The sequence below is a fragment of the Streptomyces sp. NRRL WC-3605 genome, assembly GCF_001509795.1.
GTDB lineage: Bacteria > Actinomycetota > Actinomycetes > Streptomycetales > Streptomycetaceae > Streptomyces > Streptomyces viridochromogenes.
The window spans coordinates 62,629-89,083 of the sequence record NZ_LLZN01000039.1 but is presented as its reverse complement, the minus strand read 5'-3'; the positions used below and the strand labels follow the sequence as shown (position 1 = coordinate 89,083).

General features: G+C 71.2%; 20 protein-coding genes. 3 read left to right on the top strand and 17 right to left on the bottom strand.

Features of this window, described 5'->3' with window-relative positions:
- Positions 1–22: 22 nt before the first annotated feature.
- The 5 genes from ADL34_RS07725 to ADL34_RS07705 form a co-directional block, all read right to left on the bottom strand.
- Complete coding sequence (locus ADL34_RS07725; RefSeq protein ID WP_062674632.1) at positions 23–862, bottom strand: carbohydrate ABC transporter permease; 840 nt, start codon at positions 860–862, stop codon at positions 23–25.
- Positions 859–2,229 carry an ABC transporter permease subunit gene (locus ADL34_RS07720; RefSeq protein ID WP_062674633.1) on the bottom strand — a complete coding sequence of 457 codons (1,371 nt, stop codon included), beginning with the start codon at positions 2,227–2,229 and terminating at the stop codon, positions 859–861. Before ADL34_RS07720 ends, ADL34_RS07725 begins: the two co-directional genes overlap by 4 nt.
- A 4-nt stretch (positions 2,230–2,233) precedes the next feature.
- Positions 2,234–3,565, bottom strand: coding sequence for an ABC transporter substrate-binding protein (locus ADL34_RS07715; RefSeq protein WP_062674791.1), 1,332 nt, complete (start codon positions 3,563–3,565; stop codon positions 2,234–2,236).
- 69 nt (positions 3,566–3,634) lie between these two features.
- Positions 3,635–5,278, bottom strand: coding sequence for a glycoside hydrolase family 13 protein (locus ADL34_RS07710; protein ID WP_062674635.1), 1,644 nt, complete (start codon positions 5,276–5,278; stop codon positions 3,635–3,637).
- Between the two features lie 157 nt (positions 5,279–5,435).
- A complete protein-coding gene (locus tag ADL34_RS07705) occupies positions 5,436–6,704 on the bottom strand; it encodes an ABC transporter substrate-binding protein (protein WP_062674637.1) in 1,269 nt (422 codons plus the stop codon).
- A 125-nt stretch (positions 6,705–6,829) separates the two neighbouring features.
- On the opposite strand from ADL34_RS07705, the gene ADL34_RS07700 reads away from it, so the two are divergent.
- The 3 genes from ADL34_RS07700 to ADL34_RS07690 are packed head-to-tail and all read left to right on the top strand — an operon-like array spanning position 6,830 to position 10,427.
- Entirely contained in the window at positions 6,830–7,345 is a 516-nt protein-coding gene (locus ADL34_RS07700) for a PadR family transcriptional regulator (RefSeq protein WP_062674639.1), read from the top strand.
- Positions 7,342–8,094, top strand: coding sequence for an ABC transporter ATP-binding protein (locus ADL34_RS07695; RefSeq protein WP_062674642.1), 753 nt, complete (start codon positions 7,342–7,344; stop codon positions 8,092–8,094). The genes ADL34_RS07700 and ADL34_RS07695 overlap by 4 nt, the downstream gene beginning before the upstream one ends.
- Positions 8,095–8,144: 50 nt before the next feature.
- Positions 8,145–10,427 (top strand): FtsX-like permease family protein, encoded by a 2,283-nt coding sequence (locus ADL34_RS07690; protein ID WP_062674644.1) that lies wholly within the window; start codon positions 8,145–8,147, stop codon positions 10,425–10,427.
- A gap of 69 nt (positions 10,428–10,496) precedes the next feature.
- On the opposite strand, the gene pgi is transcribed toward ADL34_RS07690, so the two are convergent.
- The 12 genes from pgi to uvrC all read right to left on the bottom strand — a co-directional run bounded on the left by pgi (position 10,497) and on the right by uvrC (position 26,185).
- Positions 10,497–12,152 (bottom strand): glucose-6-phosphate isomerase, encoded by a 1,656-nt coding sequence (gene pgi, locus ADL34_RS07685; RefSeq protein WP_062674646.1) that lies wholly within the window; start codon positions 12,150–12,152, stop codon positions 10,497–10,499.
- Positions 12,153–12,204: 52 nt separating this feature from the next.
- A complete protein-coding gene (locus ADL34_RS07680) occupies positions 12,205–13,473 on the bottom strand; it encodes an MFS transporter (RefSeq protein ID WP_062674648.1) in 1,269 nt (422 codons plus the stop codon).
- Positions 13,474–13,618: 145 nt separating this feature from the next.
- On the bottom strand, positions 13,619–13,954 hold the full coding sequence (locus ADL34_RS07675) for an RNA polymerase-binding protein RbpA (protein ID WP_003957010.1): 336 nt from the start codon (positions 13,952–13,954) through the stop codon (positions 13,619–13,621).
- A gap of 201 nt (positions 13,955–14,155) precedes the next feature.
- Positions 14,156–14,386: a preprotein translocase subunit SecG gene (gene secG / locus ADL34_RS07670; RefSeq protein ID WP_055621472.1), complete on the bottom strand. Its 231-nt coding sequence runs from the start codon at positions 14,384–14,386 to the stop codon at positions 14,156–14,158.
- 128 nt (positions 14,387–14,514) lie between these two features.
- Positions 14,515–15,291, bottom strand: a complete 777-nt coding sequence (gene tpiA / locus ADL34_RS07665) for a triose-phosphate isomerase (RefSeq protein WP_062674652.1) — start codon at positions 15,289–15,291, stop codon at positions 14,515–14,517.
- Between the two features lie 6 nt (positions 15,292–15,297).
- Positions 15,298–16,509, bottom strand: a complete 1,212-nt coding sequence (locus tag ADL34_RS07660) for a phosphoglycerate kinase (protein ID WP_062674655.1) — start codon at positions 16,507–16,509, stop codon at positions 15,298–15,300.
- A 145-nt stretch (positions 16,510–16,654) separates the two neighbouring features.
- Positions 16,655–17,662: a type I glyceraldehyde-3-phosphate dehydrogenase gene (gene gap / locus ADL34_RS07655; protein ID WP_062674656.1), complete on the bottom strand. Its 1,008-nt coding sequence runs from the start codon at positions 17,660–17,662 to the stop codon at positions 16,655–16,657.
- 228 nt (positions 17,663–17,890) lie between these two features.
- Positions 17,891–20,845, bottom strand: coding sequence for a M14 family metallopeptidase (locus ADL34_RS07650; RefSeq protein WP_062674657.1), 2,955 nt, complete (start codon positions 20,843–20,845; stop codon positions 17,891–17,893).
- A 159-nt stretch (positions 20,846–21,004) separates the two neighbouring features.
- Positions 21,005–21,994 (bottom strand): DNA-binding protein WhiA, encoded by a 990-nt coding sequence (gene whiA, locus ADL34_RS07645; protein WP_055621477.1) that lies wholly within the window; start codon positions 21,992–21,994, stop codon positions 21,005–21,007.
- Entirely contained in the window at positions 21,985–23,061 is a 1,077-nt protein-coding gene (locus ADL34_RS07640) for a gluconeogenesis factor YvcK family protein (RefSeq protein ID WP_062674658.1), read from the bottom strand. Before ADL34_RS07640 ends, whiA begins: the two co-directional genes overlap by 10 nt.
- Positions 23,058–24,074 (bottom strand): RNase adapter RapZ, encoded by a 1,017-nt coding sequence (gene rapZ / locus ADL34_RS07635; RefSeq protein WP_062674659.1) that lies wholly within the window; start codon positions 24,072–24,074, stop codon positions 23,058–23,060. Before rapZ ends, ADL34_RS07640 begins: the two co-directional genes overlap by 4 nt.
- A complete protein-coding gene (gene uvrC / locus ADL34_RS07630) occupies positions 24,071–26,185 on the bottom strand; it encodes an excinuclease ABC subunit UvrC (protein ID WP_062674662.1) in 2,115 nt (704 codons plus the stop codon). Before uvrC ends, rapZ begins: the two co-directional genes overlap by 4 nt.
- Positions 26,186–26,455 lie beyond the last annotated feature (270 nt).

The window sequence follows — 26,455 nt, the reverse complement described above, 5'->3', positions numbered from 1 at the left end:
CCGAACTCGCCCGGCGGGAGGGCTACTTGACCGAGCCCGCCATCACGCCCTGCACGAAGTGCCGCTGGAACGCGAAGAACACGACCACCGGCACCACCAGGGACAGGAACGCGCCCGGCGCGAGGACGTCGATGTTGCTGCCGAACTGACGGATCTGGGACTGGAGTTCCACGGTCAGCGGCTGGGAGGAGCTGTCGGCGAAGAGCAGCGCCACCAGCATGTCGTTCCAGACCCACAGGAACTGGAAGATCGCCAGGGAGGCGATCGCCGGGCGGCCGACCGGCAGGACCAGGCGGGTGAAGATCCGCCACTCGGTGCCGCCGTCCATCCGGGCGGCCTCCAGCATCTCCTTGGGCATCTCCGCGAAGTAGTTCCGCAGCAGGAACACCGCGAACGGCAGGCCGTAGGCGACGTGGAACAGGACGACGCCCGGGATCGTGCCGAACAGGCCGAGCTGGCCGAAGAGTTTGGCGACCGGGAGCAGACCGATCTGCACCGGCACCACCAGCAGGGCCACCACCAGCAGGAAGACCGCCTCACGGCCCGGGAAGTCCAGCCAGGCGAAGGCGTACCCGGCAAGGGCGGCGAGCACCACCACCAGGACGGTCGTCGGCACCGAGATCAGCACCGTGTTCCAGAAGGCCTGCGTGATCCCGGAGTTGCCCAGCAGGGCCGAGTAGTTGTCGAAGGACAGCTGCCCGGGGCTGGTGAAGACCGTCCACCAGCCGCCCTTCGCGGTGTCCTCGGCGGACCGCATCGACGACAGGAACAGTCCGGCCAGCGGGGTCAGCCAGACCAGGCCGATCACCACGAGGAAGGCCTGCACGAGCGAGTTGCCCAGGCCGCGCCTGACCGCGTTCATCGCTGACTCCTCTTGAAGCGGCGGACGTTGAAGACCATGGCGGGGATGACCAGCAGCAGGAGCAGGACGCCGAGGGCGCTGCCCAGGCCCTGGTTGTTGCCGCCGCCGAACGACACCAGCCACATCTGCGTCGCGAGCACGGTCGCGTCCTCCTGCACCGGGCCGGGCGCGATGATGTAGACGAGGTCGAATACCTTCATCACGTTGATGACGAGGGTGATGAAGACGACGGTGAGGACCGGCGCGAGCAGCGGCACGGTGATCCGGCGGAAGATCTGCCACTCGTTGGCGCCGTCCATCCGGGCCGCCTCCAGCGAGTCCCGGGGCAGGGCGGACAGGCCCGCCCCGATCAGGACCATCGCGAACCCGGTCCAGATCCACAGGTACGCGCCGATGATCGCCGGGGTGACGAGCGTGGGTCCGAGCCAGGAGATGCCCTCGTAGGGGGCGGCGAAGTTCGACGCGGGCAGGCGCACCGTGTACGCGCCGTCGTCCAGGCCGTCGAAGCGGAAGGAGCCGTCGGACGCCGTGGTCGTGGTGGCGACGCTCTCCCCCGCGCGCACCGCCTCGACCTTCATCCCGGGCAGGCCGTTCTCACGCCGGTCGACGACGCCCTGCTTCCCGCCCCCGCCGGGCGTGAAGTCCAGGTAGACGACGCCGCTCAGCTCGTCGGCACCCGCCGTGCGCCGGGCGGCCTCGTACGCGGGTTCGGTGCCGTCGGGCAGGTCGGCGGGCAGGACGCCGACCAGGCCCAGCGCGACGCTCTGGCCGGGCGAGACCGTGCCGGTCGTGCGGTAGGCGCCGTCGGACGCCTTCGTCAGGCCGCCCTGCCCGTCACGGGCGCGGGCCGTGGGGTAGGCCGACGTGTCCTGGAACATGTCGTGCACGGACACCGCGGCGGCGTTGAGCACGCCCTTGTCCGGGTCCTCGTCGTAGGCGAGCCGGAAGATGATGCCGGCGGCCAGGAAGGACACGGCCATCGGCATGAACAGCAGCAGCTTGAACGCGGTCGCCCAGCGGACCTTCTCCACGAGGACGGCCAGGATGAGGCCGAGTCCGGTGAGCAGGGCCGGGGCCACCACGACCCAGATCGTGGTGTTGCGGATGGCCTTGAGGGTGGCCGGGTCCCGGAACATCTCGGTGTAGTTGTCGCCGCCGACGAACCGGGTGCCGGAGGCGTCGAAGAAGCTCCGGCCGACGGAGAACAGCACCGGGTAGACGACCAGGGCGCCCAGCAGGAGCAGCGCGGGCAGGACGAAGAGCAGGGCGATGACGCGGGCGCGCCGCCGCGAGCGCCGGGCACGGGACGCGCCGGGGCTCGCGGCGGGCGGCCTGGGCCCCGCCTCGTTGACGAGGGTCGCGGTCATGGGGTCAGCCCTGGCCCTCGTACGCCTTGGCGGCCGCGGCCTCCAGCTTCGCCGCGGTCCCCTTCGGGTCGGACGGGTCGCGCAGGAAGTCCTGCAGGAGCTTCCACTCGCCGGCGCCCTTGGTGCCGCCGAAGGCCGCGGGGGCCTGGTCGGACATGTCGAAGCGGACCGAGTCACCGGCGGCGACCAGGGACTTGGCGGTCTCGCGGGTGACGTCGTCGCCGTACGAGGCGAGGTCGACGTTCTTGTTCGGCGACAGGAAACCGCCTGCCTCGGCCCACACGGCCGCGGCCTCGGGGGTGGCCAGGTACTCCAGGAGGGCCATGCCGGCCTTCTGGCTCTTGCCGTCCTTCAGCACGACGGCCGCGTCGCCGCCGCTGACGACGGGCGGCTTGCCGGCGCCGACCGCCGGGAACGGGAAGAAGTTCGCGTCCTCGCCGATCTTCCTGCCGAACTGGTCCTTGGCGACGCCCGCGACGAAGTCGCCCTCGTAGACCATGCCGGCCTCGGGCTTCGGTCCGAACACCTTCTCCACCGAGCCCGGGAAGTCGGTGTTCAGGGCGCCCTTCTGGCCGCCCGCGATCAGCTGCTTGTCCTTGAACAGCTCACCGAGGGTGGTCAGCGCCTTCACCACCGAGGCGTCGGTCCACTTCAGCTGGTGCGTGGCGAGCGCGTCGTACTTCTCGGGGCCGGCCTGGGAGAGGTAGACGTTCTCGAACCAGTCGGTCAGGGTCCAGCCGTCCTGACCGGCGACGGAGAAGGCGGCGAGCCCGGAGTCGGAGACGGTCCGCCCGGCCTTGAGCAGGTCGTCGTACGACTTCGGCGGCTCGACGCCCGCCTGGGTGAGGGCGTCGGGGCTGTACCAGACGGTCGACTTGTGCGCGGCCTTGAAATAGAGGCCGTAGAGGGTGTCGTCGACGCTGCCGTAGTTCTTCCAGACGGGCGCGAAGTTGGCGTCCACGGACTTCTGGGCGGTGGCCGACAGCGGCTTGAGCCAGCCCTTCTGCGCGAACTGCTTGAGGACGCCGACCTGCGGGACCATCACGACGTCGGGGGCGTTGCCGCCCTCGATCTTGCTGCCGACGACGGTGGAGACGTTGTCGCCGGTGGAGACGAACGTCGTCTTGGCGCCGGTCTTCTCGGTGAAGGCGTCCAGCACCTTCTGGAAGTTCTTCTGCTCGGTGCCGGTCCAGACACCGGCCACGGTGACCGTCTGTCCGTCGAGTGCCTTGTCGCCGCCGCCGGCCGAGACGGGGTCGCCGCCGCAGGCGGTCGCGCCGAGCGCGAGGACGAGGGCGGTACAGCCAGTGAGCAGGGTGGTACGGCGTCGCATCATCATCGATGTCCCTTCGGGGAATGGGAAGAACGGCCGGAGGTTCCGGAGATTCGGGAGGTGCGGGGGGGTTCAGGGAGCGGGGGACTCGGTCCCGTCGCTCATCCACCAGGCGGCCGTGGAGCCGGGCAGCACGCCGGCCGGGCAGGGGCCGCTCGACAGCAGCGGGGTGCCGGAGACCGGCGCGGAGCTGGGTGCCGTGCCGAAGTTGACGGCGCAGACCAGGCCGTCGCCGCGGGCGAAGGCCAGGACGCCGGGCGGGCTGTCCAGCCAGCGCAGCGTGCCCTCGCCCAACTGGGGCAGTGCAGCGCGCAGTTGGAGGCCGTCGCGGTACAGGTGCCAGAAGGAGCGGGTGTCGGCCAGCGCCCGGTCGGTGGCGTACTCGGCGAAGTACTCGGGCTGGGGCAGCCAGGGCTTGGCGCTCTCCACGCCGGAGGTGAAGCCGAACGGTGACGCCTGCCCCGACCAGGGCAGCGGAACCCGGCAGCCGTCGCGGATGCGGGCACGGCTCCCGGTGCGGCGGAAGATGGGGTCGGTGAGGACGTCGTCGGGCAGGTCCACGACCTCGGGCAGGCCGAGTTCCTCTCCCTGGTAGATGTACGCGGCACCGGGCAGCGCCAGCATCAGCAGCGCGGCGGCGCGGGCACGGGCGGCGCCGAGGCCGCTGCCCTCGGGCGCGGGTTCGCCGTAACGGGTGACGGTGCGGACCTGGTCGTGATTGTTGAGCACCCAGGTGACCGTCGAGCCGGTGCCCGCGATGTCCTGCATGGCCTCGGAGACGACCTTGCGGAAGGCGTCGGCGTCCCAGGGGGCGCTGAGCAGGTCGAAGAAGAACGCCTGGTGGAGTTCGTCGGAGCGGACGTACAGGGCGTGTTCGCGGGCGGTCGGCACGGACACCTCGCCGACGAGGAGCCGTTCGCGGCCGTCCCGGGCGGTGTACTCCTCGCATATGGAGCGCCAGGAGCGCCACACCGCGTGCACCTCGGGCTGGTTCCAGGCGAGCGGGTTCACCGAGTCGCGGGTGCGGGCGTCGGCCTCCGGGTCGTCGGAGTCGGGCAGCTCCGGGTGCTTGAAGAGGCCGGCGGCGACGTCGATGCGGAAGCCGTCGACGCCCCGGTCGAGCCAGAACCGCAGGACCCGGTCGAACTCGGCGCCGACCTGGGGGTCGCGCCAGTTCCAGTCGGGCTGCTCGGGGGTGAACATGTGCAGGTACCACTGGCCGGGCCGCCCGTCCGCCTCGGTCACCCGGCTCCACGCCGGGCCGCCGAACATGGCGTGCCAGTTGTTGGGCGGCTCGCTGCCGTCGGCGCCGCGGCCGTCGGCGAAGTGGAAGCGGGCGCGGGCCGCGCTGCCGGGGCCGGCGCTCAGCGCCTCCTGGAACCACGGGTGCTCGCTGGAGCAGTGGTTGGGGACGATGTCGAGCAGCACCTTGACGCCGAGCCGCCGGGCCGCCGTGACCAGCAGGTCGAACTCGGCGAGGTCGCCGAAGAGCGGGTCGACGTCGCAGTAGTCGGCGACGTCGTAGCCGTGGTCGTGCTGCGGCGAGGGGTAGAAGGGGCTCAGCCAGATCCCGTCGACCCCGAGCTTCTTGAGGTACGGCAGCCCCGCGCGGACCCCGGCGAGGTCGCCGACACCGTCGCCGGTGCTGTCGAGGAAGCTGCGGACGTAGACCTGGTAGATCACCGCGTCGCGCCACCAGTGGTACTTACTCAGCATGTATGCATGTTAGGTAGCTGTTTCAGAGGGGTGTCAATGAAATGGCGCAAGCTACCGAACAGTTGACCCGGCAAATCCGGGCATACCCATACGGGATTCGAGAGGATGAGACTCCGCCGTTACCTAACAAGTAAGTAGGCCGGGAGGGCGTGAGGGCTCAGCGTGCGATGGCGTCGAGCTCGCGCGCCAGCCGTCGCACCGCGGCCTCGGACGTGTCGTGCCCGGCCATGGCGTCCCGCACGACCGCCTGCACCACGAGGCTCACCTGGCCGTACCGCGGGCTCTTGGGGCGGGGAGCGGCCGTCCGCACGCTCTCGCGCAGCGTCGGCAGATACGGGAACCTGCGCACCAGGTCCGGGTCCTCGTACAGGTCGGCCCGCACCGGCGGAAGGGCGCCGCGGGTGAGCACCTGCCGCTGGACGTGCTCGCTGGTCAGGTACGCGAGCAGCCGGGCGGCCGAGTCCGGGTGCCGGGCGTGGGTGCTGACGGCGAGGTTGGAGCCGCCGAGCACGCTCGTGCCGGGTCCGTCGGGCCCGGGCAGCGGGACGGCGCCTATCTTCCCGGCGACCGGTGAGCCCTCGGCCGACGCGACGGCGTAGGCGTACGGCCAGTTGCGGAGGAACAGCAGGCGCCCGTCCTGGAAGGCCTGCTTGGACTCCTCCTCCTTGTACGTGAGCGCCTGCTTCGGGATCCAGCCCTCGCGCACCCCGCGGGCGAGGAAGTCGATGCCGTCGCGGGCGGCCGCCGAGTCGACGGTGACGCGTTCGCCCTCGTCGCCGAGGATGGATCCGCCCGCCGAGTAGACCGCCTCGGCGGCGTTGACGGTGAGCCCCTCGTACGGCAGGAACTGCCCCGCGTACCCGTCCAGTCCGTACTTCGGCGCGATCACCTTCGCCGCCCGTTCCAGCTCGTCCCAGGTACGCGGCGGGTCGACGCCCTCCTTGGCGAGGATGTCCTTGCGGTACAGGAGCAGGCCGGCGTTGGTGACGTACGGGACCGCGTACAGCCGTCCTTCGTAGGTCGCCGTGCCCACGACCGGCTTCAGGAAGGTGTCCAGCGGGAAGCGGTCGCGCTCCAGGGGGCGGATCCAGCCCTGGGCGGCGAACTCCGAGGTCCAGCTGACGTCGATGTTGAGGATGTCGAAGCGGCTGCGGTCGCCGCCGCGCAGGTCCGTCGTCATCTGCGCGTGGGTCTCGTCGGCCGAGTCGGGCAGTTCGACGAGGGTGACCCGCTCGTCGGGGTGCGTGCGGTTCCAGCCGTCCAGGACGGAGCCGAGATACCCGGTGAGGTCGCCCGCGGTGGCCAGGGTCATCGGCCCGCGGCCCGCTCCGGGACCGTCGTCGGCGCGGGCTCCGGAGGCGACGTACCCGGTCAGGATCACGACCAGGACGAGAAGGCCCCTACCGGCGGCGTGGATCCACCGCATAGGTTCCTCCCTGTACACCTGGCACCGGGCGTCGTCGCCCGGGACAGAGGCCATGTATACCCGTTAGGTATGCGCGATACTAGGGCCTGCGGCACATCGGCTTGGCATCGGGAGGAGAGTCACGAGTGCGGCTGCCCCTCCTGGCCCTGCTGGCGCGCGGCCCGGCGCACGGATACGAGCTGAAGCAGGACCTTGAGCTACTGCTGGGCTCCGCGTACCCTCAGCCGAACGTCGGCCAGATCTACGTCACCCTCGGCCGTCTCGAGAAGTCGGGACTCATAGAGGGCGAGGACGTCGAGCAGGCGGGCCGGCCCAACAAGAAGGTCTACCACCTCACCGACGCCGGGCGTGAGGCGCTGCACGCCTGGTTCGAGGAGACCGAGGACGAGCCTCGGGTGCGGGACGAGTTCTTCATGAAACTGGCCCTCGCCCCGCAGACCGGCCTCGCCGACCAGATCGCCCTCATCAACCGACAGCGGCGCCAGTACCTGAACACCATGCGTCACCTGTCGAAGCTGGCCGCCGCCGAGAACCGGGACAACCGCGTCGCGCATCTGCTCATCGAGGGTGCGATGCTGCACCTCCAGGCGGACCTCGACTGGCTGGAACGGTGCCAGGAGGAGCTGGAGGAGCTGGAGTGAGCGACGACCCCACTCCTGTGCTGCGCGCCGAGGGCCTGGTCAAGACGCATCACGGCGAAGGCGCTCCGGCCCGTGCCGTGCGGGGTGTCGATCTCTGTGTCCGGCGCGGCGAGTTCGTCGCCGTCACCGGCCCGTCCGGCGCCGGCAAGTCGACCCTGCTGCATCTGCTCGGCGGTCTGCAGCGCCCGGACAGCGGCAGCATCTGGCTGGACGGGGAGTGCGCGGACGGCTGGCGCGAGGCCCGGTGGGCGGTCGAGCGCCGCAGGCGCATCGGCATCGTCTTCCAGTTCTTCAACCTGGTCTCCGACCTGTCCGTCGCCGACAACGTCGAGCTGCCCGCCCTGCTGGCCGGTGTCCCGCCGAAGCGGGCCCGCGCCGAGCGGGCGGACCTGCTGGCCGAGCTGGGCCTGGAGGGCAAGGAGCGCAGCCTGCCGGGCGAGCTGTCCGGCGGTGAGCAGCAGCGCGTCGCGCTCGCCCGGGCCCTGGTGAACCGTCCGCCGCTGCTGCTGGCCGACGAGCCCGCGGGCAGTCTGGACAGCAAGGGCACGCGTGAGGTGATGCGGTTGCTGACCCGGTTCCACCAGCGCGGCCAGACCATCGTCCTGGTCACCCACGACGCGCGGCTCGCGAGCGCCGCCGACCGTGTGATCAGCTTCTTCGACGGCCGGATAGCCGACGACGCGGCGCTCGACGGCGGTGCCCCGCCCCGTCGCGCCGGCGCCTCCGGTGTGCTGGAGCTCAGGGACTGAGATGCCGGAGTCCGACCGCCGCCCCGCGCCCGGGCCGAGGGGCTGAGGCCATGCGAGCCACCCTGCGCTGGGCGCACTCCGATCTGCGCACGCACCGCGGCGAGGCGCTGTTCCTGGTGCTGGCCACGGCCGGGATCGTCGTCTCGCTGCTGCTGGCCACGGCCCTGTTCGGGTACGCCACCAACCCGTGGCAGCGGGTCTTCACCCAGGCGCACGGCGCGCACGTGTGGCTGCACACGGCGCCGTCCGCCGACACCGGCAGGCTGACCGAGCTCGACGGCGTCGAGTCCGTCACCGGCCCCTACCCCACCTCCTCCGCCACCCTGGCCTCCCGGGGCGCGCGAGCCGCCGTCGAGCTGCGCGGCACCCCCGAGGAGCCGTCCGTGGGGCGCCCCCTGCTGACGTCCGGCCACTGGCTGGACCCGTCGGACCCCGACGGAGTGGTCCTGGAGAGCCGCCTCGCCCGCGCCCTGCTGGCCGCGCCCGGCGACACCCTTGCCCTGCCCGGCACGGACCGCAAGCTGACCGTCCTCGGCGTGGCGGACAGCGCCGAGAAGCGCTACCGGCCCGGTGAGCAGCCAGGTCTGGTCTGGGCGCAGCCGTCCGCCGTGCGCGACCCGAGGGGCCAGGTGGTCGCGCTGCGCCTGGTCGACCCCGAGGACACCGACTACGCCGTCCAGCGCGCCGTGACCGTGCTGGGCGCGGGCGCGGTCAGCGAGGTCTCCACCTGGAAGCAGGCCCGGGCCGAGGCGCAGGGTGACAACCGGCTGCTCGGGCAGGTGCTCGGGCTGTTCGGCCTGGGCGCCCTGGTCGCGGCCGGACTGGCCGTGCACGGCGCGATCGGCACCCGCATCCGCGGGCATCTGCGGGACATCTCGGTGCTGAAGGCGATCGGGTTCACCCCGGGCCAGGTCGTCCGGGTCTTCCTGCTCCAGCACCTCGCGTACGCGCTGCTGGGCGCGCTGGCCGCCGCCGCCGTCGTGCAAGGGCTGGGCAGCCGGATACCGGGGCGGCTCGGGGACGCGGTCGGGGTGTGGCACGGGCTCCCCGGCCACACGCTGGCGCTGCTCGTGGTGCCGGTGGCGGTGGTGCTCTTCATCGGCGCGACCACCGGGCTCGCCGCGTGGCGGGCGGGGCGGGTCCCTCCGGTGCCGGTGCCGCGGCGGGCGTCCGCGCCCGGTGGACGGCTGTCGGGTGCGGCCCGCGGCGCGCTGGGCCTGCGGCTGCCCCCGGCGCTGGTGCTGGGCTGGCACCGGGCGTTCAGCAGGCGTCTGCGGTCCCCGGCCACGGTCGCGCGGCTGGCGCTGCCGCTGCTGCTGATCGTGGTCGCGATGAGCGCCTGGAACACCATCGAGCGCTTCGACGGGCGGCCGGAGCAGGTGGGCCTGCCGACCTCGCTCACCGTGCACGCCGACGCCGGGCTGACCGGCCGGGCCGCCCGGAGCGTGCTGGAGGGCGACCCGCAGGTTGCGGCCGCCTATCCGGGCGTCGAGGTGGCGGCGCTGGTCCCGGGGCAGACGGCCACGATCGCGCTGCGCGGGCTCGGCACCCGGCAGGACCCCTACCCGTACTCCCTGGCCGAGGGCCGTGCCGCGACGGGCCGCGACGAGGCGGTCGCCGGGCAGGGGCTGCTGGCGCTGCTGGACGCGCGGGTCGGCGACTGGGTGCGGATCACCGTGGGCGACCAGCCGCAGATCCTGCACATCGTGGGCCGCAGCATCGAGCCGGAGAACGCCGGGCGGGTCATCTCCACCTCCCTCGACACCCTCCGCGAGAACGACCCGGGGCTCGGCCCCACCCTCTACGAGCTGCGGCTGCGCCCCGGCGCCGATCCGGGCACGGTCGCCGACCGGCTGACGGCCGCCGGGCGCGGGCACCTGGACGTGCACGCGGTGCCCAACCCGGCCGACGGGCTCTCGCCGCTGCGTGGGGTGATCGTGGGTCTGATCGTCGTCCTGGCCCTGATCGGGCTGATCGAGCTGCTGACGGCGATCGGCGGGACGGTACGCGAGGGCGAGCGCGATCTGCTGGCCCTGAAGGCCATCGGTCTCTCACCGCGGCAGATCACCGCGATCACCGTGGTGTCGACGGCGTGCACCGCCCTTGCCGCGGCGGTCGTCGCCACCGGGCTCGGGGTGCCGCTCGCGCGCTGGCTCATCGACGCCCAGGGGGCTTCGAGCGGGATCGGCTCCGGCATCGCGGCGGGACCGTCGGCTCCGCTTCTGCTGCTGCTCGGCGTGGCGGCGGTGACGGGGGCGGCGGCGCTGGCCGCGCTGCCGGCGTCCCGGGCGGCCCGCCGCCGGCTCGCGGACACGCTGAGCGCGGTGGCCTGACCCGCCGGCTGCCCGCGGCGGGCGGGAGGCGGACGGCCGTACGGCACCGCCCGCTTCCCGCGCCCGGCGTCACGCCCGGCCGCGCAGCTCCCGGTACCGGGCGACGAGGGCCTGCGTCGACGCGTCGAGCCCCGGTACGTCGGCGCCCTCGGTCAGCGCGGGCTCGACGCGCTTGGCGAGGACCTTGCCGAGCTCGACGCCCCACTGGTCGAAGGAGTCGATGTTCCAGACGGCGCCCTGCACGAACACCTTGTGCTCGTACAGCGCGATCAACTGACCCAGCACGGACGGCGTCAGCTCACGGGCGAGGATCGTCGTCGTCGGGTGGTCGCCCTTGAACGTCTTGTGCGCCACCAGCTCCTCGGGCACGCCCTCGGCCCGGACCTCGTCCGGTGTCTTGCCGAAGGCCAGCGCCTGCGTCTGGGCGAAGAAGTTGGCCATGAGCAGGTCGTGCTGCGCCTTGAGCCGGTCGCTCATCTCGGCGACGGGCTCGGCGAAACCGATGAAGTCCGCCGGGATCAGCTTGGTGCCCTGGTGGATCAACTGGTAGTAGGCGTGCTGCCCGTTGGTGCCGGGCGTGCCCCACACCACCGGGCCGGTCTGCCAGTCGACCTCGCGTCCGTCCCGCCCGACGTACTTGCCGTTGGACTCCATGTCCAACTGCTGGAGATAGGCGGTGAACTTCGACAGGTAGTGGCTGTACGGCAGGACCGCGTGCGACTGGGCGTCGTGGAAGTTGCCGTACCAGATGCCCAGGAGGCCGAGCAGGAGCGGCACGTTGGACTCGGCGGGCGCGGTGCGGAAGTGCTCGTCGACGGTCCGGAAGCCGTCGAGCATCTCCCGGAAGCGGTCCGGGCCGATCGCGATCATCAGCGAGAGGCCGATCGCGGAGTCGTACGAGTAGCGGCCGCCCACCCAGTCCCAGAACTCGAACATGTTGGCGGTGTCGATGCCGAAGTCGGCGACCTTTCCGGCGTTGGTCGACAGCGCGACGAAGTGCTTCGCGACCGCTTCCGGTCCGGCCTTCAGTTCGGCGAGCAGCCATTCGCGCGCGGAGGTGGCGTTGGTGATCGTCTCGATCGTGGTGAAGGTCTTGGACGCGACGATGAACAGCGTCTCGGCCGCGTCCAGGTCGCGGGTGGCCTCGTGCAGGTCGGCGCCGTCCACGTTGGACACGAAGCGCACGGTGAGGTCCCGGTCGGTGAAGGCGCGCAGCACCTCGTACGCCATCGCCGGGCCGAGGTCGGAGCCGCCGATGCCGATGTTGACGACGTTCTTGATCCGCCGGCCGGTGTGGCCGGTCCACTCGCCGGAGCGGACCCGTCCGGCGAAGTCCGCCATCTTGTCGAGGACGGCGTGCACCGCGGGTACGACGTTCTCCCCGTCGACCTCGATCACCGCGTCGCGCGGGGCGCGCAGGGCGGTGTGCAGCACCGCGCGGTCCTCGGTGGTGTTGATCCTCTCGCCGCGGAACATGGCGTCCCGCAGCCCGAACACGTCCGTGGCGGCGGCCAGCTCGCGCAGCAGCCGCAGTGTCTCGTCGTTGACCAGGTGCTTGGAGTAGTCGATGTGCAGGTCGCCGACCTGCAGCGTGTACCCCGTGCCGCGGCCCGGGTCGGCGGCGAACAGCTGCCGCAGCCCGACACCGGCGAGCTCCTCACGGTGCTCGGCCAGCGCGGTCCACTCGGGGGTCCGGTTGAGCCTGGTACGGCCGTCTGCGTTCATGTGCGACTTCAGCCTTCTTTCGTGCCTGTCCCAGCTGTTCCAACCTAATTGATCAGCGCGGGACGTGAGCCGTCGTGACGTCGTCGTCCGGCGCATCCACAGATACGTCCCGCTCGCGCCCGGGTATCAGCGCGAGGACGGACAGGACGAAGAAGGCGGCGGTGAGCAGCGCCGGGGTGTTCGGGCCCCAGGCGGTGGCGACGGCCCCGCCGAGCAGGGCGCCCAGCGGGGCGCCGGCCACGGCCAGGGTGCGAAAGGCGGAGGCTACGCGGCCCAGCAGGTCGGCGGGGGTCCGCCGCTGCATCAGCGTGGCGGTGCTGACGTTCCACACCATGCCCATGAAGCCGAAGACCGCGAGGGCCGCCGCCAGAGCCGTCTGGCTGCGCACGGAGCCCATGACGACCAGGGCGCCGATCTGCACGAGCCCGGCGCACAGCACGGCCCGGGTCAGCCCGAGCCGGGCGGTGAGGGGCCCGTGCCCGAACCCGCCCGCGAGGCTGCCGGCGGCGTACGCGGTGGAGGCGACGGCGTAACCGGTGGTGCCCGCGTCGAGCCAGTCGGTGACCAGGAGGACCAGGGTCGCGATGAGGGCGCCCATCCCGATGTTGCACAGGGCGGTCGCGGCGCACAGGCCGCGCAGGGCCCGGTCACGCCACAGGGTGCGCAGCCCGTCGGCGATCTCCCGGCGCAGGGTGCTGCCCCCGAGCCGGGCGGCCCGGTCCGGCGCAGGGACGCGCAGGGACGCGATGAGGGCCGCGGCCAGCAGGAAGGTCGCCGCGTCGGCCAGGAAGGGAGCGGCGGCGCCGGCCGCGAGCAGCAGCGGCACCGCGGGCGCCCCGAGCAGTCCGCCGGCGATCCGCTGCCCGGTCATCAGCCGGGCGTTCGCCGTGCCGAGCGCGTCCCGGTCCACCAGGGCGGGGAGCAGGGCCGTGGAGGCGTTGTCGAACAGGGTCTGGAGCGTGGTCAGCGTGAAGGCCAGGGCGATGAGCAGTCCGATCGAGGCGTGCCCGAGGGCTACGGCGACCGCGAAGGCGGCGACCAGGGCGCCCCGCACGGCGTCCACCGTCCACATCGCGCGCCGCTGGTCGACCCGGTCGGCGACGGCGCCGCCGAGCAGGCCGAAGACGAGCCACGGCAGATAGCCGCAGGCGGTGACCGCGGCGATCAGCAGGGGCCGGTCGGTCAGCGTCACGGCGAGGAGCGGCAGGGCGGCCGTACGGAGGGAGTCGCCGAAGCTGGACAGCACGGCGGCGCCCCACAGGCGTCCGAATCCGCCGCGCCAGGCGAGCGTGGAAACGCCCGTCTCCCCCGTCGTCGCCACAGGTCCCCCTCCCGGTGCATCGACGCGTGGGCGTCGACGGGAACCACCGTAGAGGGCACCACTGACAATCACCCCGGAGCGCGGGTGAGGCGGGGGCGGTACGGCTCCGGCCGAGTGCCCAGGGCACCCGGCCGGTCGTCAATGTCTAGATCTCGCCCCGCAGTTTGGCGAGCGCCTCGGCGAGGATCGCCTCGCCGTCCGCGTCGCTGCGCCGCTCCCGTACGTACGCCAGGTGCGTCTTGTACGGCTCGGTGCGCGGCGGGTCCGGCGGGTTGTCCCGGTCCTGTCCGGCGGGGAAGCCACAGCGGGGGCAGTCCCAGGTGTCGGGAACCTGCGCGTCGCTGGCGAAGCTGGGCTGCGTCTCGTGCCCGTTGGAGCACCAGAAGGAGATGCGCAGACGCGGCGCGGACTCGCCGCGCTCGGCCTCGCCCATCGGCCCCGCCCCGACCCGGCTTCCTCGGATCGCGTTGCCACTTGCCACGGTCGTAACTCCCTGCGTGATGGTGCCGCAAAGCGAGTCGGCGTTTCGCTTCGCTGCGAGCGCCTCAGTCTACGTAAGGCCCAACGCGCGTCCAGTGATTGGAGTTACAAGCCCCCCACACCTAGACGCAAGCCCCATGATAGGCCGCGCTGAGCTGCGCGTACCGAACATGGGGCCTTACGTAAGGACGGTGTGTGCCGGTCAGTTGTTCACCTTGATCAGCATGCCCAGCACGACAATGCACGCGAACCACAGCAAACCGACCACCACGGTGATCCGGTCCAGGTTGCGCTCGGCGACGGAGGAGCCGCCGACGGACGACTGCATGCCACCACCGAACATGTCGGAGAGGCCGCCGCCCTTCCCCTTGTGCATTAGCACCAGCAGCATCAGCAACCCGCTGAAGACGATCAGGGCGATCGAGAACCCCAAAACCACGGCTGGACCAACTCTCTCGGACTCGGATGAACGACGGGGGCACGGCAGCCGCGCGGAGCGAGCCACGCATCCAGGCCTACCATGCCCCCGCAAGGGTACGACGGATCGCCGCTATGGCCTACTCACTGGTCACGGAATCGCACGATCTTGACGAACTCGTCCGCGTCCAGGGAGGCACCGCCGACCAGGGCGCCGTCGATGTCGGCCTGCGCCATGATCTCGGCGACGTTGCCCGACTTCACGGAGCCGCCGTACTGGATGCGGACCTTGGCGGCCAAGTCCTGCGAGTACAGCTCGGCGATCTTGCCACGGATGGCGGCGCAGACCTCCTGGGCGTCCTCGGCGCCGCAGACCTTGCCGGTGCCGATGGCCCAGACGGGCTCGTAGGCGATCACGATCGTCTCGGCCTGCTCGGCGGGGAGGTCCTTGAGACCGCCCTCGACCTGGGTGAGCGTGTGGGAGACGTGGTCGCCCGCCTCGCGGACGTCCAGCTCCTCGCCGACGCACAGGATCGGGGTCAGGCCGTGCTTGTAGGCGGCCTTCACCTTGGCGTTGACGATCTCGTCGGTCTCGGCGTGGTACTGGCGGCGCTCGGAGTGGCCGACCGCCACGTACGTGCACTTCAGCTTGGCCAGCATGGACCCGGAGATCTCGCCGGTGTAGGCGCCGGAGTCGTGCGCGGAGATGTCCTGGGCGCCGTACTTGATCTTCAGCTTGTCGCCGTCGACCAGGGTCTGGACCGAGCGCAGGTCCGTGAAGGGCGGCAGGACCGCGACCTCGACGGCCTCGTAGTCCTTGTCGGCCAGGGCGAAGGCGAGCTTCTGGACGTGCGCGATGGCCTCGAGGTGGTTGAGGTTCATCTTCCAGTTGCCCGCCATCAGCGGCGTGCGCGTGCTCATAGAGAGTCAGTCCTCCAGTGCGGCGAGGCCGGGGAGCGTCTTGCCCTCGAGGTATTCGAGGGAGGCGCCGCCTCCGGTCGAGATGTGGCCGAATGCCGTCTCGTCGAAGCCCAGGGTACGGACGGCCGCGGCGGAGTCGCCGCCACCCACCACGGTGAAGCCCTTGGAGTCGACGAGGGCCTGGGCGACCGCCTTGGTGCCCTCGGCGTAGTCGGGGTGCTCGAAGACGCCCATGGGGCCGTTCCAGAAGACGGTGGCGGCGTCGGCGAGCTTCGAGGCGTACAGCTTGCGGGTCTCCGGGCCGATGTCCAGGCCCTCCTGGTCCGCGGGGATGGCGTCCGCGGCGACGGTGGTGGGGTGGGCCGGGGCCTTGGTCTTCAGGTCCGGGAACTCGGACGCGACCAGGACGTCGACCGGCAGCACGATCTCCACGCCGCTCTTCTCGGCGCGCTCCAGGTACTCGGTGACGGCCGGGATCTGGTCCTCCTGCAGGAGGGAGATGCCGACCTCGTAGCCCTTGGCCTTGAGGAAGGTGTAGGCCATGCCGCCGCCGATGAGCAGCCGGTCGGCCTTGGCGAGCAGCTGGTCGATGACGGCGAGCTTGTCGGAGACCTTGGCGCCGCCGAGGGCGACGACGTACGGCCGCCGGACGTCGTCGGTGAGCTTCTTCAGGACGCCGACCTCGGTCGCGATGAGGTGGCCGGCGTAGTGCGGCAGACGGGCCGGCAGGTCGTACACCGAGGCGTGCTTGCGGTGCACCGCGCCGAAGCCGTCACCGACGTAGACGTCGGCGAGCGCGGCGAGCCGGTCGGCGAAGGCGGCGCGCTCGGCGTCGTCCTTGCTGGTCTCACCCGCGTTGAACCGCAGGTTCTCCACGACGGCGACCTGCCCGTCGGCGAGGCCCGCGACGACGCCCTGGGCGGAGTCGCCGACCGTGTCGGTCGCGAACGCCACGTCGGCACCGAGGAGTTCACCGAGGCGCGCGGCGGCCGGGGCGAGGGAGAAGGCGGGGTCCGGGGCACCCTTGGGGCGGCCCAGGTGGGAGGCGACGATCACGCGGGCGCCCGCCTCGGCGAGGGCCTTGACGGTGGGCAGCACGGCGCGGATGCGGCCGTCGTCGGTGATCGTGGTGCCGTCCAGCGGCACGTTCAGGTCGGCGCGGACGAACACCCGCTTGCCGGCGACGCCTTCGGAGAGAAGTTCGTCGATCGTCTTCATGTAGGGGACTCCTGGGAAGAGCTCGTGATCGCTCGGAAGCGCTCGTGATCCAACAGGTCTGTTCTGTACGTGAGTCAGGGCTCGGGCGACGCGTCCTTGCGCCGCCCGAGCCCTGAACCTCACATCGAGGTGCCTGCTCTGGATATCAGAGCTGGTCGCCGACGAAGACCGTCAGGTCGACGAGGCGGTTGGAGTAGCCCCACTCGTTGTCGTACCAGCCGATGACCTTCACGTTCTTGCCCTCCTGGACCATGGTCAGGGAGGAGTCGAAGGTGCAGGACGCCGGGGCGTTGACGATGTCCGAGGACACGATCGGGTCCTCGGTGTACTCGATGATGCCCTTGAGCTCACCCTCGGCGGCCTTCTGGAAGACCGCGTTGACCTCTTCCTTGGTGACCTCGCGGCCGAGCTCCAGGACGAGGTCGGTGACCGAGCCGGTCGGGACCGGGACGCGCATCGCGATGCCGTCCAGCTTGCCCTTGAGCTGCGGGAGGACCAGCGCGGTCGCCTTGGCGGCACCCGTGGTGGTCGGGATGATGTTCTCCGCGGCGGCACGGGCGCGGCGCAGGTCCTTGTGCGGGAAGTCCAGGATGCGCTGGTCGTTGGTGTACGCATGGACCGTCGTCATGAGGCCCCGGACGATGCCGAAGTTCTCGTCGAGGACCTTCGCCATCGGCGCCACACAGTTGGTGGTGCAGGAGGCGTTGGAGATGACGTGGTGGTTCGCCGGGTCGTACTTGTCCTGGTTGACGCCCATCACGATGGTGATGTCCTCGTCCTTGGCCGGAGCCGAGATGAGGACCTTCTTGGCGCCGCCCGCGATGTGCTTGGCGGCGTCGTCCTTCTTCGTGAAGATGCCGGTCGACTCGATGACGATGTCGACGCCCAGCTCGCCCCACGGGATGTCGGCGGGGTTGCGCTCGGAAAGGACCTTGATGGTGTGACCGCCCACGGTGATCGTGTCGGCGGTGTGGCTGACCTCCTGCTTCAGACGACCCAGGATGGTGTCGTACTTCAGCAGGTGAGCGGTGGTCGCGGTGTCACCCAGGTCGTTGACAGCCACGATCTCGATGTCTGCACCCTGCTCCAGCAGCGCGCGGAAGTAGTTGCGACCGATACGACCGAAGCCGTTGATGCCTACGCGGATCGTCACGAACCGATCTCCTCGTTGGTACGCCGGCCATGCGGTGCCGGCGAGCTCTGTTTGGGATGTCCCCGACCGCCTCCGACCCTACCTCCCTGAAGCCGCCGTGGTGACATCCAGATGCCTCATACACGGCACGGCGGCCCGTACCCGTCAGTAGGGTACGGACCGCCCCGCCCGGGAGCCCGGATCGGCCGATCCGGTCATGCTCCGCCGGGCGTGTGCCGCCTCGGCGGGTCACCTCTCAAGTGAGGAAAATGCCTTTCTGATGAGCGCCGTTCGATCGGCCGCCGAGGACAGGTGCTCCAGGCCGAAGCCGAGGAGGACCGTGTCGCGCGTGGTGACCGCGCCGTAGGTCTGGAACAGCGCCCCGGTGCGCGCCCAGTCCTTGAGGACGGCCGGGCTGCCGGGGGGCGGTCCGGTCGGGCTCCAGGCGCCGAGCGACGTCTCGAAGCCCTCCGTGTCGACCGCGGTGCCGCCGACGACGAGCGAGGCCTGGTCGGCGAGGACGCCGCGTCCACCGGAGCCCGGGTCGGAGACATAGCTGATCGAGACCTGGACGGACTTGCCGGCGTACGCGCTGAGGTCGAACTCGACCTGCTGCCAGCCGGCGGAGGCGCCGGTGAGCGCGTTCCAGCTTCCGCTGCTGCCGGACGCGGTGCAGCTCTGCGGCGACCGCGTCAGGTAGTGCGCGAGCCAGGGGTGCTCGTTCATGTAGAAGCCGGCCTCGCACTCCTCGGGCACGGCGGCGCTGGACGCTCCGTTCTTCTCCGGGAGTGTCGTCCAGTCCTCGGCCCCGGTGGTGTGGGCCTCGATCAGGACGTTGTCGTAGCCGGGCTCGACGTCCCACAGCAGCTGGGTGCGCAGTGTGGGCTGCTGGGCCGCGGTCACCCCGGTGAGGTCGACGGTCCTGGTCAGCCGCTTCCAGGCGTCGTCGGTGTGCACGGCGGCCGCCATCCAGGAGCCCGCGAACGGCCCGTAGGGGTTGACTGTCCCCGCGAACTGGCCCGCTCCCGCGCTCGCGAACTGCGGGAACGTGACGGCGGGCAGCTGGTCGGAGGTGACGCTGTAGCTCCCGGCCCGGTCGAGCGGGTTGCCGGGGGCGTCGGCGAGCGCGCCGGAGAACCCGGCGAGCGCTCCGGACCCGGTGAAGCCGGTGGCTCCGGGCAGGGACGTACGGGAGTAGGCGCCCAGGTAGTACTGGCTGAAGTCGTTCGACAGGGTGCCGTCGCCCAGGTTGACGTTGCCGCCGGCCTGCTCACCGGCCTCCAGGAGCTTGCCGCCCTCGTTGAGGTAGGCGCGCAGTTGGAGCTGGGTGGCGTTGCCGGGGACGCCGGCGCCCGTGTAGTGGACGACGGTGTCGAAGTGGCCGAGTACGCCGAGGGCGTCGGGCGCGCCCTGCGCGGCGACGTCCCAGACGACCGCCCGGTGCCCATCGGCCTTCAGGGCGTCCACGTACTTCTGCGCCTGCGGGGCTCCGGTGCCCTCCTCGGCGACCACGAGGACGTCCGCGCGCGGGCGTTTCGCGATCGTGTAGGTGAAGTGGCTGCTGGAGACCTTCTTGCCGTCGCGGGTCTCGCCGGTGAACCACACCTCGACCTTGTCGCCCTGGTCACCGTCCAGGACCTTGGCCCGGTACTCGTCGAAGTAGAGGTTGTCCTCGCCGCCGAAGGTCTCGCCGCCCTTCCAGGGCCGCAGCGCCACGTCCCACGTACGGCCGCCGTTGACGCGGTACTTGAGCTCCTTGTCGCGCAGCGCCTTGCGGACGACGACGGAGACCTCCTGGTCCGCACCGCGCGCGTACGACGTGGTGAACGGCGCCGGGGTGAAGTCCGCGGCCTTCAGGCCGAGCGAGGAGGCGGGCTGGTCGGGACGGTCGGCGCTCTCGGCGACGGAGAGCGCGAAGGGCACGTTCTTCGCGAACTCGTCCTGGATCAGCTTCTCGTCGTCGGGGAAGTTGAAGACGGACTGGCAGTCCGCCGCGTTCCACTGGTCGTTCGGGTCGATGTTCGACGCGGTCTGGCAGGTCGACATCTCGGGGGTGAACATCGCCAGCCCGTTGACGTTCGACGCGTGCCCGTCCGCCTCGCCGTTGGTCGTGTACAGCTCCGAGGAGACCTGCGGGTGGTAGCCGGGGATCGCGGAGTTCTCGGGGGTGCCGGCGAGCGCCTTGTACATCACGTCGTCGGGGGTGTTCGTGGCCACCTGCCAGCCGACGCCGTAGAGCAGGAGTTCGGCGGCGGAGTGGTAGTTGATGCCGTAGGTGAAGCCGACGCGCTTCTGCAGGGCGTCCAGCGCCTTGGTCTCGGGCTCGGAGCCCGGGGACGCGCCGCGGTAGGTCTCACTGGTCGGGTTCGGGGACGAGCCCTCGTCGTCGTAGCCCCACTTGTAGGAGAAGTTGCGGTTGAGGTCGACGCCGTCGCCGGTGCTGATGACGCCGTCGCCGTTGACGTCCCGCAGGTTCTTGCGCCACAGACGGGTGCTGGAGTCCTTGAAGGTGTGGTCGTAGCCGTCAGGGTTGGCCGAGAGGACGAACCACAGCTCGGTCGAGTCGACGATCTTCCGGACCCGCTTGTCCTTCTTGTAGTTGTCCAGGTAGTAGTGCATCAGGCGCCGGGTCATCTCCGGCGTGATCCACTCGCGGGCGTGCTGGTTGGACATGTACAGGACGGCGGGCTTGGAGCCGTCCTTGGACTTCGCGGCGTGCTTGGTCAGCTTCAGGGCCAGGATGTCCTGGCCACGTGACGTCTTGCCGATGGAGACGACCTTGGTGAGGCCCGGGTTCTGCTGCCCGGCCCGGACGATCTCCTCCTTGAGCCCGCCGCTTCCGCTGTACGGGCGGAACACGCCCTCGGCGGCCTTCTCGGTGCGGGCCTCGGCTCGGGCGGTGACCTGGTGCTCGGTCAGGTCGACGCCCTGCTTGCGCAGTTTCCCGGCCTGTTCGTCGGTCAGGTAGACCTCGACGGTGGCCTTGCCCTTGTCGGGTGCCTGCTCACTGAGTTCGTGGCCGTCCTGACCGGCCGCCAGCAGCAGGGGTACCTGCTGTTTGGTGACCTCGGCCCGGAAGACCTTCACTTCGCTCGGGTCGGTGTGGGGCGAATTCCCCGGTTGTGCCTGGGCGATGGGTGCGATACTCGCTCCCCCGACGAGGAGCGCGCCGACAGCGAGGATCGATCTCGCTCTGGGTCTCATGTACCCCCCTAGCAGTGTTTCGCCACAGCGGCGAATGACTGCCAGGCTCATGCCACATCATGTCCTAGTCAAGAGTGCCGCAAAGAGCGACAAATGACGGTGCCGATGTCCCAAGTGGTCATCGGCACCCATCTTCTGACATCGGGTCAGCTCAGACCGTCATCCCACGAGGTTGTCGGCGAGTTCGTCGCTGAGATTGGCCTCGGTGCCCGGGATGCCGAGATCCTGCGCCCGCTTGTCGGCCATGGCCAGCAGACGGCGGATACGGCCCGCGACCGCGTCCTTGGTCAGCGGCGGGTCGGCGAGCGCGCCCAGCTCCTCCAGGGACGCCTGCTTGTGCTCCATGCGCAGCCGCCCGGCCGCGGCGAGGTGCTCGGGAACCTCTTCGCCGAGGATCTCCAGAGCGCGCTGCACACGGGCCCCGGCGGCGACGGCCGCGCGGGCGGAGCGGCGCAGATTGGCGTCGTCGAAGTTCGCGAGGCGGTTGGCCGTGGCCCGCACCTCGCGGCGCATCCGGCGCTCCTCCCAGGCCAGCACCGACTCATGGGCGCCGAGCCGGGTCAGCAGCGCGCCGATCGCGTCGCCGTCCCGGACGACCACGCGGTCCACGCCGCGCACCTCGCGGGCCTTGGCGGCGATGGACAGCCGGCGGGCGGCGCCGACGAGGGCCAGCGCGGCCTCGGGACCCGGGCAGGTCACCTCGAGCGAGGAGGAGCGGCCGGGCTCGGTCAGCGAGCCGTGCGCGAGGAAGGCGCCGCGCCACGCGGCCTCGGCATCGCACGTGGCCCCCGAGACCACCTGCGGCGGCAGCCCGCGGATCGGGCGTCCGCGCCCGTCGACCAGGCCGGTCTGCCGGGCCAGCTGGTCACCGCCCGCGACCACCCGAACGACGTAACGCGAGCCGCGTCGCAGCCCGCCGGGCGCCATGACGATCAGCTCGGAGCTGTGCCCGAAGATCTCCAGGATGTCCCGCTTGAGTCTGCGGGCCGCCATCGCCGTGTCGAGCTCCGCCTCGATCACGATGCGTCCGCTGACCAGGTGGAGGCCGCCGGCGAACCGCAGAATGGCGGAGACCTCCGCCTTCCTGCAGCAGGTCCGGGTGACGGGGAGCCGGGAGATCTCATCCTTCACCGCTGCCGTCATCGCCATGGGCCGATCCTTCCATGCATCCGAAAAATACGGTCGTACGCGGCGGCGAGGAGCTCCGGGTCGTGCCGGGGCGTCCCGTCCGTCCGGGCCACCGGGGCCAGCTCGACCGCGGCACCGAGCCGCTTCGCGGCCTCCGTGAGCACTTCGCGGTCGGGCACGGCGGCCTCGTCGGCCAGCACCACGTCCAGGGCGAGTTTAGGGGCGTGTCGTCCCAAAACCTCCAAATGACGCTGCGGGGAGAACCCTTCGGTTTCTCCCGGCTGCGGGGCGAGGTTCAGGGAGAGTACCCGGCGCGCCTTCGTCTCGGTGAGGGCGTCCAGGAGTTCCGGCACCAGCAGGTGCGGAATGACGGAGGAGAACCAGGAGCCGGGACCGAGCACCACCCAGTCCGCGTCGCGCACTGCGGCGACGGCCTCGGGGACCGCGGGCGGGTCGGGCGGCACCAGGTGCACGGACTGCACCTCGCCCCGGGTGAGGGCGACGGTGGCCTGGCCCCGGACGGTGTCGACCTCGTCGGGCCGCTCCGGGTCGTGCCCCTTGACCAGGGCCTGGAGCTCCAGCGGCACGGCCGACATGGGCAGCACCCGGCCGTGCGCGCCGAGCAGCTTGCCGACCAGGTCGAGGGCCTGGACGTGGTCGCCTAGCTGCTCCCAGAGGGCGACGATCAGCAGATTGCCGACGGCGTGGTCGTGCAGGTCGCCCTGGGAGTGGAAGCGGTGCTGGATGACCCGGGACCAGGTCTGGCCCCAGTCGTCGTCGCCGCACAGCGCGGCCAGCGCCTTGCGCAGGTCGCCGGGCGGCAGCACGCCCAGCTCGTCGCGCAGGCGCCCGCTGGAGCCGCCGTCGTCGGCCACGGTGACGACGGCGGTGAGGTCGCCGGTGATCCGGCGCAGCGCGGCGAGCGACGCCGACAGGCCCATGCCGCCGCCGAGGGCGACGACCTTGGGCTGGGCGCCGCGGCGGCGCGGCCGGCCGCCCCGGGTCTCGGTGGTTCGGCCGGCGCGGCTCGCACGCCCTTCCGGCACCGCCCGGCGCAGCCTGCTCAGCCGCGGAGTACGTCCGGTCATTCCCGTCCCATGTCCCGGTGCACGACCACCGTCTCCACGCCCTCGGCCGCGAGGCGCGCGGCGAGCTTCTCCGACATGGCCACCGAGCGGTGCTTCCCGCCCGTGCAGCCGACGGCGATCGTCACATAGCGCTTGCCCTCACGACGGTAGCCCGCGGCAACGAGCTGGAGCATCTCGGCGTACCGGTCGAGGAACTCCTTGGCGCCGGGCTGGTTGAAGACATAGGCCGCGACCTCCTCGTTCAGACCGGTGAAGGGGCGCAGCTCCGGGACCCAGTGCGGGTTGGGCAGGAACCGCATGTCCACGACCAGGTCGGCGTCGACGGGCAGGCCGTACTTGAAGCCGAAGGACATGACGGTGGCCCGCAGCTCGGGCTCCTCCTCGCCGGCGAACTGGGCGTCCATCTTCGCCCGCAGCTCGTGCACGTTCAGGCTGGAGGTGTCGATCACCAGGTCGGCGTCGCCGCGCAGCTCGCGCAGCAGCTCCCGTTCGGCGGCGATGCCGTCGACGATCCGGCCGTCGCCCTGCAGGGGGTGCGGGCGGCGCACCGACTCGAACCGGCGCACCAGGGCGTCGTCCGAGGACTCCAGGAAGACGATCCGCCGGGTCACGCCGCGCGCGTCGAGGTCGGAGAGGGACTCGCGGAGGTTGTCGAAGAACCGCCTGCCGCGGACATCGACGACGACCGCGATCCGCGCCACGTTGCCCTGGGAGCGGGCGCCGAGCTCCACCATGGTGGGGATCAGCGCCGGCGGGAGGTTGTCGACGACGAACCAGCCGAGGTCCTCCAGGCACTTCGCGGCCGTGGAGCGGCCGGCTCCGGACATGCCGGAGATGATCACCAGCTCGGGGATGGCCGCGTCCGGGACTCCGGCCTTCTCGCTGCCCGTACTCACCTGTGCTCCGTCTTCCTGGCGTGCGTCCTGCTGGGCGGGGTCGTCTCCGGGACTCCTGTGCGGGTCCCGGGGCTCGGGATCTCGGTCGGCCGTGGCCCCGGTGTCGTGCTCGTTCATCTCTCCTGCCCCCGTCGTTCGTCCGGGGCGCCCGCGGACACGGGCTCCCCCGAGGCCCCCGCCGTGGGGTCGGGTGCCTCGTCCTCCATGATCTCTCCCGTCGCGGTGTTCACGGCGGGGGCGGCCGGGGCCGCCTGCGCGAGGGCCACGGCGATGGTCTCGGCCGTCTTGCGGCCTATGCCCGGCACCTCGCAGATCTGGTCGATGGTCGCGGACCGCAGTCTCTTCAGCGAACCGAAGTGCTTGATCAGCGCCTGCCTGCGGGTGTCGCCCAGACCGGGGACGTCGTCCAGCGGGCTGGAGCGGAAACGCTTGGAGCGCTTGGTCCGCTGGTAGGTGATCGCGAACCGGTGCGCCTCGTCGCGGATGCGCTGGAGCAGGTAGAGGCCCTCGCTGGTACGGGGCAGGACGACCGGGTCGTCGTCGCCGGGGACCCAGACCTCCTCCAGCCGCTTGGCGAGGCCGCACACCGCGATGTCGTCGATGCCGAGCTCCTCCAGGGCCCGCTGGGCGGCCGCGACCTGCGGCTGCCCGCCGTCCACGACGACGAGCTGCGGCGGGTAGGCGAAGCGCTTGGGACGCCCGTCCTCGTCCTTGAGGCCGTCGGACAGCGGTGCCGACGAGATGTCCGTGAGCGGGCCCGAACCGTCGCTCGCGCCGTCCCCGGCGGCACCGTCCGGAGTGTCGCCGTCGGCCCACTCCCCCGTCCGCTCCTTCTCCGCGAGGTAGCGCTTGAAGCGGCGGGTGATCACCTCGTGCATGGAGCGGACGTCGTCCTGGCCCTCGAAGCCCTTGATCTGGAACCTGCGGTACTCGCTCTTGCGGGCCAGGCCGTCCTCGAAGACGACCATGGAGGCCACCACGTCGTCGCCCTGGAGATGCGAGATGTCGTAGCACTCGATCCGCAGCGGGGCGCTGTCGAGCTCCAGGGCGTCGGCGATCTCCTCCAGCGCGCGGGAGCGGGTGGTCAGGTCGGAGGCGCGCTTGGTCTTGTGCAGGACGAGGGCCTGCTGGGCGTTGCGCTCGACGGTCTCCATCAGGGCGCGCTTGTCGCCGCGCTGCGGCACGCGCAGCGAGACCTGGGCGCCCCGCCGCCCCGACAGCCACTCCTGCACGGGCTCCAGCGGGTCGGGCAGGGCCGGAACGAGGACCTCCTTGGGGACCGCGTCGCCGGTCTCCTCGCCGTACAGCTGCTGGAGGGCGTGCTCCACGAGCGCGCCGGTGGTGATCTCCTCCACCTTGTCGGTGACCCAGCCGCGCTGGCCGCGCACGCGTCCGCCGCGGACGTGGAAGATCTGCACGGCCGCCTCCAGCTCGTCCTCGGCGACCGCGATCAGGTCGGCGTCCGTCGCGTCGGCGAGCACGACGGCGCTCTTCTCCATGGCCTTCCTGAGCGCCCCGATGTCGTCCCGGAGACGCGCGGCGCGCTCGTACTCCATCGCCTCGGCCGCCTCCCCCATCTGCCGCTCAAGTCGGCGCAGGTAGGTGCTGGTCCGGCCGGTCATGAAGTCGCAGAACTCGTCGGCCAGCTCCCGGTGGTCCTCCGTGGAGATCCGGTCCACACAGGGCGCGGAGCACTTGCCGATGTAGCCGAGGAGGCAGGGCCGGCCGGTGCGGCGGGCGTTCTTGAACACGCCGGCCGAGCAGGTGCGTACGGGGAACACCCGCAGGAGCAGGTCGACGGTGTCGCGGATCGCCCACGCGTGCGCGTACGGACCGAAGTACCTGACGCCCTTCTTCTTGTGACCGCGCATCACCTGCACGCGCGGATACTCCTCGTTCATCGTGACCGCGAGGTACGGGTAGCTCTTGTCGTCGCGGTACTTGACGTTGAACCGGGGGTCGAACTCCTTGATCCAGGAGTACTCCAGCTGCAGCGCCTCGACCTCGGTGGAGACGACGGTCCACTCCACGGACGCGGCGGTGGTGACCATCGACCGGGTGCGCGGGTGCAGGCCCGCCAGGTCCTGGAAGTAGTTCGCCAGGCGCTGGCGCAGGCTCTTCGCCTTTCCGACGTAGATCACCCGGCGGTGCTCGTCGCGGAACCTGTACACCCCGGGGGAGTCCGGGATCTGTCCCGGCTTGGGGCGGTAGCTGGAGGGGTCGGCCATGTCTCACACCCTACTGGCGCGCGGTGACACTCCGGCGAGCCTGTGGACAACCGGACACCGTGATCATCGCGGCCGGGCAGCAGGTGGGCGACCCGCCCCGACGCCGGGCGACCTCGCCCCGTCACCCTCCGTCATCGGGGGCGGCATCCGGAAGCCGATGCGTCGGGACTCGGCCAGGACCGCACCGCCGTTGCGGCGCAAGTGTTGTCGGGGCCTGGCCGACACGCTTCAATGCGGGGGAACCCGGGGCCCTGAACGACGGCTTACGGA

Coding starts and splice junctions, on each gene's coding strand:
- rapZ (WP_062674659.1), bottom strand. CDS start 24,074: ATGAACGAGCACGACACCGGGGCCACGGCCGACCGAGATCCCGAGCCC.
- whiA (WP_055621477.1), bottom strand. CDS start 21,994: ATGGCGATGACGGCAGCGGTGAAGGATGAGATCTCCCGGCTCCCCGTC.
- tpiA (WP_062674652.1), bottom strand. CDS start 15,291: ATGAGCACGCGCACGCCGCTGATGGCGGGCAACTGGAAGATGAACCTC.
- ADL34_RS07690 (WP_062674644.1), top strand. CDS start 8,145: ATGCGAGCCACCCTGCGCTGGGCGCACTCCGATCTGCGCACGCACCGC.
- ADL34_RS07710 (WP_062674635.1), bottom strand. CDS start 5,278: ATGCTGAGTAAGTACCACTGGTGGCGCGACGCGGTGATCTACCAGGTC.
- ADL34_RS07725 (WP_062674632.1), bottom strand. CDS start 862: ATGAACGCGGTCAGGCGCGGCCTGGGCAACTCGCTCGTGCAGGCCTTC.
- ADL34_RS07720 (WP_062674633.1), bottom strand. CDS start 2,229: ATGACCGCGACCCTCGTCAACGAGGCGGGGCCCAGGCCGCCCGCCGCG.
- ADL34_RS07705 (WP_062674637.1), bottom strand. CDS start 6,704: ATGCGGTGGATCCACGCCGCCGGTAGGGGCCTTCTCGTCCTGGTCGTG.
- ADL34_RS07715 (WP_062674791.1), bottom strand. CDS start 3,565: ATGATGCGACGCCGTACCACCCTGCTCACTGGCTGTACCGCCCTCGTC.
- ADL34_RS07650 (WP_062674657.1), bottom strand. CDS start 20,845: ATGAGACCCAGAGCGAGATCGATCCTCGCTGTCGGCGCGCTCCTCGTC.
- ADL34_RS07660 (WP_062674655.1), bottom strand. CDS start 16,509: ATGAAGACGATCGACGAACTTCTCTCCGAAGGCGTCGCCGGCAAGCGG.
- pgi (WP_062674646.1), bottom strand. CDS start 12,152: ATGAACGCAGACGGCCGTACCAGGCTCAACCGGACCCCCGAGTGGACC.
- uvrC (WP_062674662.1), bottom strand. CDS start 26,185: ATGGCCGACCCCTCCAGCTACCGCCCCAAGCCGGGACAGATCCCGGAC.
- ADL34_RS07640 (WP_062674658.1), bottom strand. CDS start 23,061: ATGACCGGACGTACTCCGCGGCTGAGCAGGCTGCGCCGGGCGGTGCCG.